The 7,738-nt window shown below is 39.3% G+C and carries 8 protein-coding genes; 4 read left to right on the forward strand and 4 right to left on the reverse strand.

Features of this window, described 5'->3' with window-relative positions:
* Positions 1 to 32 precede the first annotated feature (32 nt).
* Positions 33 to 254, forward strand: coding sequence for a cation transporter (locus BGP15_RS06715; protein WP_286769045.1), 222 nt, complete (start codon positions 33 to 35; stop codon positions 252 to 254).
* A 110-nt stretch (positions 255 to 364) separates the two neighbouring features.
* On the opposite strand, the gene BGP15_RS06720 is transcribed toward BGP15_RS06715, so the two are convergent.
* The gene (locus BGP15_RS06720) at positions 365 to 1,648 is read right to left on the reverse strand and encodes a retropepsin-like aspartic protease (protein WP_286769046.1); all 1,284 of its coding nucleotides are present in this window, start codon (positions 1,646 to 1,648) and stop codon (positions 365 to 367) included.
* Positions 1,649 to 1,912: 264 nt separating this feature from the next.
* Between BGP15_RS06720 and BGP15_RS06725 the strand changes: the two genes are divergently transcribed.
* Both BGP15_RS06725 and BGP15_RS06730 read left to right on the forward strand, forming a co-directional pair.
* Positions 1,913 to 2,497 carry a TlpA family protein disulfide reductase gene (locus tag BGP15_RS06725; RefSeq protein WP_286769047.1) on the forward strand — a complete coding sequence of 195 codons (585 nt, stop codon included), beginning with the start codon at positions 1,913 to 1,915 and terminating at the stop codon, positions 2,495 to 2,497.
* 93 nt (positions 2,498 to 2,590) lie between these two features.
* Entirely contained in the window at positions 2,591 to 3,484 is an 894-nt protein-coding gene (locus tag BGP15_RS06730; RefSeq protein ID WP_115048663.1) for a cation diffusion facilitator family transporter, read from the forward strand.
* A gap of 57 nt (positions 3,485 to 3,541) precedes the next feature.
* Here the strand turns inward: BGP15_RS06730 and BGP15_RS06735 are convergent, their stop codons facing one another.
* The 3 genes from BGP15_RS06735 to BGP15_RS06745 all read right to left on the reverse strand — a co-directional run bounded on the left by BGP15_RS06735 (position 3,542) and on the right by BGP15_RS06745 (position 6,128).
* Positions 3,542 to 4,570, reverse strand: coding sequence for a Gfo/Idh/MocA family protein (locus BGP15_RS06735; RefSeq protein ID WP_286769048.1), 1,029 nt, complete (start codon positions 4,568 to 4,570; stop codon positions 3,542 to 3,544).
* Positions 4,571 to 4,632: 62 nt separating this feature from the next.
* A complete protein-coding gene (gene rpiA / locus BGP15_RS06740) occupies positions 4,633 to 5,364 on the reverse strand; it encodes a ribose 5-phosphate isomerase A (protein WP_286769049.1) in 732 nt (243 codons plus the stop codon).
* Between the two features lie 11 nt (positions 5,365 to 5,375).
* Positions 5,376 to 6,128 (reverse strand): DeoR/GlpR family DNA-binding transcription regulator, encoded by a 753-nt coding sequence (locus BGP15_RS06745; protein ID WP_286769050.1) that lies wholly within the window; start codon positions 6,126 to 6,128, stop codon positions 5,376 to 5,378.
* Between the two features lie 301 nt (positions 6,129 to 6,429).
* On the opposite strand from BGP15_RS06745, the gene BGP15_RS06750 reads away from it, so the two are divergent.
* Entirely contained in the window at positions 6,430 to 7,587 is a 1,158-nt protein-coding gene (locus BGP15_RS06750) for a beta-1,2-mannosidase (protein ID WP_286769051.1), read from the forward strand.
* Positions 7,588 to 7,738: the final 151 nt, after the last annotated feature.

Raw genomic sequence — 7,738 nt, forward strand, 5'->3', positions numbered from 1 at the left:
TAAATAGATTAATAACATTAAAATTAAATAACATGGAAAGCAAAGAACTTCAATTTAAAACAAACCTTACTTGTGGGGGATGCGTGTCCAAAGTAAGCGCTGATCTGGATAGTGTGGACGGTATCTGTGGATGGAATGTTGACACCACAAATGCAGACAAAATTCTGACTGTAAAAGCTGAAGGCGTTTCGGAGGAAGAAATCATTGAAATTATCAAAAAGAAGGGCTTTAATGCCACGGCCTACTCCGCCTAATTGTTCAATAAATCTATAGAACCCCATAAAAATACCCTAAAAGTTTTGTCCAACCTTTAGGGGCTTTTTATGGGGTATTGTGATGAGACTAAACCGAGCTTAGCTTTATGTTAATTAAATTGGATAAACATATCTTTAAAATTTAGTATCATTATAGAAAATTGGCGAATAATATCTTGTCCTATATTTCCATACACGGTTTCATTCTTAATCTTCGATTTTAATAGGCTTATATTTTTAAGAGCGATCGGTTTATCGCTAATATGGAATGTATGTTGTATAACAAATCCGTCATATTCAACTTGACCGCCTGCGCCTCCCATGGCGACCTTGGTCGGTATATCCTGTTTTTCGATATGTTGTTTGTAAGTTTCGTAAAATGGTGCATAAAGGATTGTTTTTTCAGCTCCTGTATCAAAAGTATAGTGCTTTCCGTCAATGGCAATAAGCGGTGATAACCCATCTATTGCAAGATTTGATGCTTTCCATGAAACTGTAGGTATCTTGGGCACAATAAAAAAATCATCCTGTGTAAGCTGTACTTCTTGCAGTGCTTCAATAACAGGGAAGCCTATTATACCATTGATCTGATAGCCAATATGCGGGATACAAAGTGCGCTGTCTGGGAAAACCAGGAATATTGCGTTTGAAATGTTGATGCTACCAAGTTTTAATTGTTTACAAACGGCCAAATCGGCTTTGATAGAAATACCCGTAATCGCGTCTACATCAATATCTGCACGGATAAGATCCATATGAAGACGTTTGGCCACGGACTCTGTGACTGTCGATAGGTTTGCTCCGGTATCAAATATAAAACTTGCGGTATCGCCGTTGACTGTTAGTGTTAGATTCTTCAACCCGGCTTTATCTTTCGTCATTTTAAGACGGGTATCGGCGTTGATTTCTATAAGCTGTGGCCGCACATGTTCAAGTGCTGACCAGATTTTTAGATTGTTTCTGAGATCCGCTCTTGTATCTGTTGACAGCAAAGGATCGAAGTCGAGTAGGATTTTCTGGGTTGTCTGTTTTGCCCCCGCGTAATCTTTCAGTTTGACAAAATTATCTTCCTGAACACGCCGTAATTTTAGTCGCAGTGTGTCGGGTAATTCTTCTGTTGCTGCGCTCAGCAGTGCTATTTTTTTGTTTGAAGCGATGGGTCTATTAAAGGCATTATCGAGTATTGCCGAAATAAAAACTTGCTCATTGGCATTTAAGAAAGGTTTATTTACCCTAAACAGGTCGCGGGCAGTGAAGAAATCTTTTGAGGCTATTAGCTGATATAGTTTGTTGAATTTAGTTGAGTTGGATTGCCCGAAGTTAAGCTGGATGGTGATGAATAACAGGAAACATATTAATAAACATTTTTTGAAATGATTTGCTGGGAGATTCATGATGTATTCAATTAATTGTCTTTTGGTCAACGATATGTTCACGCTCTTAAATGTCGGAAAAGTTCTTGTTAATTTTTTAATTTTATTGTTGCTTATTTTATTATTGATCAATGGTTTATGTTGTGGAGTTGTGTGTAAGACTTGTGGTCTTGAATAATTAAGGTTAAATTAGCTAATGTTTTGAGAAATTTCTCCCAGAAGGATTGGACAGACGAGGTCTCCGCGATTGGTGAACAGTAATATATTTGTAAATAGCATAATTTAATGAAACAGAACACGATGAATATTAGGTATAATAAAGGAATTATTTTTTTTGGTCTTGCGGCTTTATCGACCAGTTTATTTTTTGGCTGTGGAAACACAGGCACTAAAAATGAGGCCAAGGCCGAAAAGGTAGAGGGACCTGCTGAAGCTATTGCTGACACTGCAACCACAACGCAGGAGTTATCTTTTAAGGATAAAGAGGGTAAGGTTCTTCAATTAAGTACTTTAAAAGGTAAGGTCGTGTTTATTAATTTCTGGGCGACCTGGTGTCCCCCATGTATTCATGAACTACCTTCTATTGACCAGCTTAGGCAATCGCTTAAAGATAATAAAGATATCGTTTTTCTCATGGTAGATGTTGATGGCGACATGGAAAAATCTTCAGCATTCATGGCCGAAAACAAGTATGATCTACCACTTTACATAGCAGCGGGTGAAATTCCTGCAGAATTCTTAGGACAGTCCATACCAACGACGGTTATCTTGGATAAAGCGGGTAAGATCGTGGAGCGTCTGGAAGGAAGCCGTGACTATGGGGCCCCTGAGATAAAAAAAGCATTGGAGGATATCGCGAGCGGTAGCTAAAGCTCGAAGGTTGTGATCACTATTTTCTATAGCTGGACAATAGAATTTGAAAAGAAAAACAGTATTTTCGCGGTGTCAAGTTAATTTATAGCTATGTCCGAACTTCAAGAGCAGACTGCAGTCAGAACGACTTATTTTAGTATTGTAGGTAATGCATCACTGGCATTATTAAAATGGTTAGCTGGTTTCTTTGGAAACTCTTATGCGCTGATAGCGGATGCAATTGAGTCAACGGCAGATATTTTCTCTTCATTTCTAGTGCTCCTCGGTTTAAAATATGCGCAACGACCTGCCGACGACAATCACCCTTATGGTCATGGTCGGGTAGAACCACTCATTACATTTATTGTCGTTGGTTTTCTTATTGTTTCTGCAACCATAATCGCCTATGAAAGTATTGAGAATATAGGAACGCCACATGACCTGCCAAAGCCTTGGACCTTATTTGTTCTGGGTGGGATCATTGTGTGGAAAGAGATTTCTTATAGGATCGTTATGAAGAAAAGTAAAGAAACTAATAGTTCTTCACTTCGTGCAGACGCTTGGCATCATCGAAGCGATGCGATAACGTCAGTTGCAGCTTTCATTGGGATATCTATTGCATTGTTGCTCGGAAAGGGATATGAAAATGCGGATGACTACGCGGCATTATTTGCCGCTGGATTTATACTTTATAACTGTTACCATATTTTCAGACCGGCGCTTGGCGAGATCATGGATGAAAATGTATACGATGAGGTCATTGACAATATCCGGCAAGAAGCATTAAAAGTAGATGGGATAAAAGCCACGGAAAAATGTTTTGTCCGCAAATCGGGGGCTAAATATCACGTCGATCTGCACGCTATTGTCGATAGTGAAATTACGGTAAGGGAAGGGCATGAGCTGGCGCATAAACTCAAAGACCATTTGGTTGCGCATATTCCTGATCTTGGTCATGTGATGATCCATATTGAACCGAACGAATGCCTTTGGGAATCAAATTAAAAATGGCAGCACCTATTATTTTTCTTGAACCGTGCTGCCATTTGATTGTTTAAAAACTTAGGTGTTTTCAGCTTCAAGCAATTGAATCTGCCATTTAATCTGATCCGCTTTAATAGGGTAATCGATATTATTTCTTAAGCTTTCATAAATGGCTTCAAACAGCTGATTGTAATCTCCTGTATGTGGCGTTACTAAAGACTCATGTTTTTGATTTGATACGTCTATCGTAACAAGTTTTCCCTCGAGGCCGGCTGGCTCAAGGCCATAAGATGGATCGTCGGACAGCATACCATCTAACAATTGCTGTTCTTGCACATCCGTCATATTCTTGATAAAACTCCCTTTTGTACCATGTAAGACAAAGGCGGGCTGCGGAGAGGCGACAAGTAAACTGCCTGTTAAATACACGTTCAGTCCAGCTGGATAATAAAGATGATAGTGAAAATAATCTGCAACTTTAGAACCGGGTCTGTTGATGGATGTTGTCTTGGTAAATTTAACCGGTTTTCCAAAAAGTGAGATTGCCTGATCAATAAGGTGCGGACCTAGGTCATAAGTGATACCATTGGAAATATACTGCGTATCTTCCTTAAAGTATTTTTGTCCCAATTCCATTTTATAGCGATCAAATCTGAAATGCACTTCAATCAGCTTTCCTAATTCTCCACTTTCGATCACTTTTTTAATGTCTAAAAAGTGACTATCATATCGTCTGTTTTGATAGAAAAATAAGTCTTTTCCTTGTTTTTTGCTGATGGCAAGAAGCGTATCGAATTGTGTAGAATCATCAACGGCAGGTTTTTCTATCAAAACGTGTTTTCCTGCCTCTAGGGCGTCTTTTGCGTATTGGAAATGGGTATAGTTTGGTGTGTTCACAATGACCAGTTCGATGCTTTCATCCGCTAGTAATTCAGTTATATTATCGTAGCTTTTTATTGCCGGGTAAAATTCATGTGCGTTTTTTTTCGACCGTTCTACAACAGCGCTGAGATTGAAATGTGGATTGGTATGTATAAATGGCGCGTGAAAAACACGTCCTGACATGCCAAAACTTAATATTCCTGTGTTAATTTGAGTGTGTTTCATGTTGATTTAAAATATTTTAGCGCAGTCTTGCTACTTGTTGGACTTCAATATAAAATTTAATGCTATTGCGTGCTTTTTTTGTCCGTGTTCGATTCTACAATGCGGTTTGCAAAGTGATGTGTTACGCCATCTTCTGTCGCTCGAAGACATACCGAACACAGTTGATAAAAAAGTGAATGTTCTACAACGCCTGTAATGAGTTTGATTTGTTTATTCAAATCAAAAATATCAGGCAGTTTAGAAAAATAAATGTCTGCCAGGAAATTACCTCTCTCAGATAGTAGAGGCCCCGATTTTTGTTCAGATTTTCGTAATACAATGTTTGATATCGCTGAAGAATAGCTTGATTTTAGTTCTTTAAGTACCGATAGCCAGGCGTCGGGAATAATTTCAACACATAGCGGATATTTTGTGGTCAGTTTATCGACCATCTTTGCGCCATCGACCAAGAGAATAAATTGCTTTGCCATATTCGCCATAATCTTTTCACCTGTATGTACGCCGCCGCCACTTTTGAACGCATTTAAATGAATGTCCACCTGATCACAGCTGTCGAAATAATAATCCAGCGTTGCTATGGTACTGTTATCAATACAAATAAGACCATTTTCTTGGAGCAGTATTTTGGTATCCAAAGAAGGCGATGTAAATTTCAGGCTGGATTTAAAGCTGATCCTACTGGCAATTAATTCAATGAAATAAGCTATTGTTGATCCAACACCTAGTCCAATGAATTGATCAGGTTCTAAAAGTTGAAGAGCAGCTTTGGCGGCTTCCTGTTTGAGATTGTTCATAAATGGTAAACTTATAAAATTGTAATACCTTGTGCGGCATAAGGCTGTAAAATGTCATCAGAAGGATCCTTTTCTGTTATTAGATAACTGATATCAGATGCGCGGCATGTTAGGAAAGATGCCAGGGTATCGAGCTTATTGCTCGTTGTGGCAGCAACAATGTTCATTGAATTTTTACATAGTACTCTTTTGATAGCTGTTTCTTCGCGAGTTCTTGCCGTAAGTCCACGATAGGGGTCCAGGCTACATACACCTATGAAGCTGACATCCGCATATATTTCTTCAAAGGTAGAAATAGTTTGCTGTCCCTGCATCGTAAGAGATGATTTGCAGAAAGCGCCACCTGCGAAAATCAAGCTGATGTTTTGGAGGTTTGCAAGTATATTGGCTATCGGGAGACTATGTGTGACCACAGTAAGGTTTAGGCTATCTGGAATGTTGCTAGCAATTGCCTGTGTTGTTGTGCCACCGTCAAAAAAGACGACTTGATGATCTTTCAATAGTGTGATCGATTTTTCTGCTATGGCTTGTTTCTCCATAACATCAAGGTTATTTCGGTCGTATATATCGAATGGTAAGTTTGACCGTAAAGTGGCTCCCCCTCGAATAGCGCGGAGCAAGCCAGCGTCAGATAGTTCTTTAAGATCACGTCGGACGGTATGCTCAGAGACACCAAGTTCGGCCGCTAAATCTGTCATTACTAATTTCCTTTCCTTTTTGATTTTAACTAATATAAAATCGTGACGTTCTTCTTTGGATATCATGCTATAAATGTAGTGTTTTTATGCTATATGTTGCAATATTTGTCATTATAATCGTTGTAGTATTGCGATATATTGCAATATTTCGAGTTATTTATCGTTGAATTGTTTATTTGTGTTTTTTAGTTTTGGTCCCAATTCAATTTTGTTGAACTTGTTTTTGCGGTACTTTTTTCTATTAGCATTATATTTGTGAATGATCAATAATAGTTTCGATCGCTCTTCAGTGGTAACCAATTATAATTTTCACTTTTACAGGCTGTTGTTTGCTACTACATGTAAAACCATAGAAATCAATTAAAATATGAATATTATCGTAAAAATTGCAGGCTCTATTCTGTTCGTCTTTTTATGCGGCTGCAGCGTGCAGCCTGCTGGAAAGCTTAAAAAAGAACAATGGGTATTAGGAGGCTTTGAACGGCCCAAAGGTGTCAATCCAATTATTGAGCCCGATACGAGTTCCGTATTTTATGATCCAATGCTGAAGAAAGAAATTCGATGGGAGGACAACGACACTTTTAATCCTGCTGCAGTGGTAAGGGGAGATAGTATCTATGTCATTTATCGTGCAGAAGATCGGACAGGAAAAGCTATTGGCCACCGGACCTCCCGATTGGGGTTAGCAGCTAGTGCTGACGGTATTCATTTTGAACGACTGAAAACGCCGATATTCTATCCGGGGCCTGATGAGCAGCAGGATAACGAGTGGCCTGGCGGGACAGAAGATCCTCGGATAGCACAGACTGAGGATGGGCGTTTTGTGCTATTTTATACCCAATGGAACCGAAAGGTACCGCGGCTTGGTGTAGCAATATCCACTGATCTGAGACACTGGACTAAATACGGTCCTATTTTTAAGAACTCGAGAAATAGGCGCACTCTAGTCAATGAACCGCATAAATCGGCTTCTATTGTGACTACATTGAAAGGTAACAAACAGGTTATAGCTAAAATCAATGGGAAATATTGGTTGTACTGGGGAGAACATGGTGTTTATGGCGCCACATCCAATAATTTGATTGACTGGGAACCCGTAACAGATAATAGAGGTGCACTGAAAGCCTTCATTTCGCCAAGGGATGGTTATTTTGATAGTTCGTTGACAGAGTGCGGTCCTCCAGCTGTTTTGACTGATAAAGGAATTGTATTGCTATACAATGGTAAGAATCATGCTGAGAAAGGGGATGTGCGTTTTAATAAAAATACCTATTCCGCTGGACAGGTTTTATTTTGTCCACGAGATCCGACAAGCGTATTGGCTCGAATGGATGTTCCGTTTTTACGCCCCATGGAATCTTTCGAAAAAAGTGGACAATATATAGATGGAACGGTTTTTATCGAAGGATTGGTCTTTTTTAAACAAAAATGGTTTTTATATTATGGTTGTGCGGACTCTAAAGTTGCTGTGGCTATTTATGATCCGCGCCATCCAGGGCTTATGGATTCTGTGCCTGAACTGTAAAAGGGAAGAAGTTGCCTTTGAAGCTTGGTCGGATGATGGGTAGCTGGTCAAGGAGCATTTGTGGATCATACCGAAAGTTTGGGGGGTAAAGTTTTTAAGCATACAGTTTCATTACTCTATATAAGAAGAATGTGGTGTCTCTTACGCCCCG

Origin of the sequence: Sphingobacterium sp. 40-24 (assembly GCF_001899705.1) — a bacterium.
Taxonomy (GTDB): domain Bacteria; phylum Bacteroidota; class Bacteroidia; order Sphingobacteriales; family Sphingobacteriaceae; genus Sphingobacterium; species Sphingobacterium multivorum.

What these genes read in the sequence shown, in the direction of transcription:
- BGP15_RS06735 (WP_286769048.1), bottom strand. Translation starts at nt 4,570, where the DNA reads ATGAAACACACTCAAATTAACACAGGAATATTAAGTTTTGGCATGTCA.
- BGP15_RS06720 (WP_286769046.1), bottom strand. Translation starts at nt 1,648, where the DNA reads ATGAATCTCCCAGCAAATCATTTCAAAAAATGTTTATTAATATGTTTC.
- rpiA (WP_286769049.1), bottom strand. Translation starts at nt 5,364, where the DNA reads ATGAACAATCTCAAACAGGAAGCCGCCAAAGCTGCTCTTCAACTTTTA.
- BGP15_RS06750 (WP_286769051.1), top strand. Translation starts at nt 6,430, where the DNA reads ATGAATATTATCGTAAAAATTGCAGGCTCTATTCTGTTCGTCTTTTTA.
- BGP15_RS06745 (WP_286769050.1), bottom strand. Translation starts at nt 6,128, where the DNA reads ATGATATCCAAAGAAGAACGTCACGATTTTATATTAGTTAAAATCAAA.
- BGP15_RS06715 (WP_286769045.1), top strand. Translation starts at nt 33, where the DNA reads ATGGAAAGCAAAGAACTTCAATTTAAAACAAACCTTACTTGTGGGGGA.
- BGP15_RS06725 (WP_286769047.1), top strand. Translation starts at nt 1,913, where the DNA reads ATGAAACAGAACACGATGAATATTAGGTATAATAAAGGAATTATTTTT.
- BGP15_RS06730 (WP_115048663.1), top strand. Translation starts at nt 2,591, where the DNA reads ATGTCCGAACTTCAAGAGCAGACTGCAGTCAGAACGACTTATTTTAGT.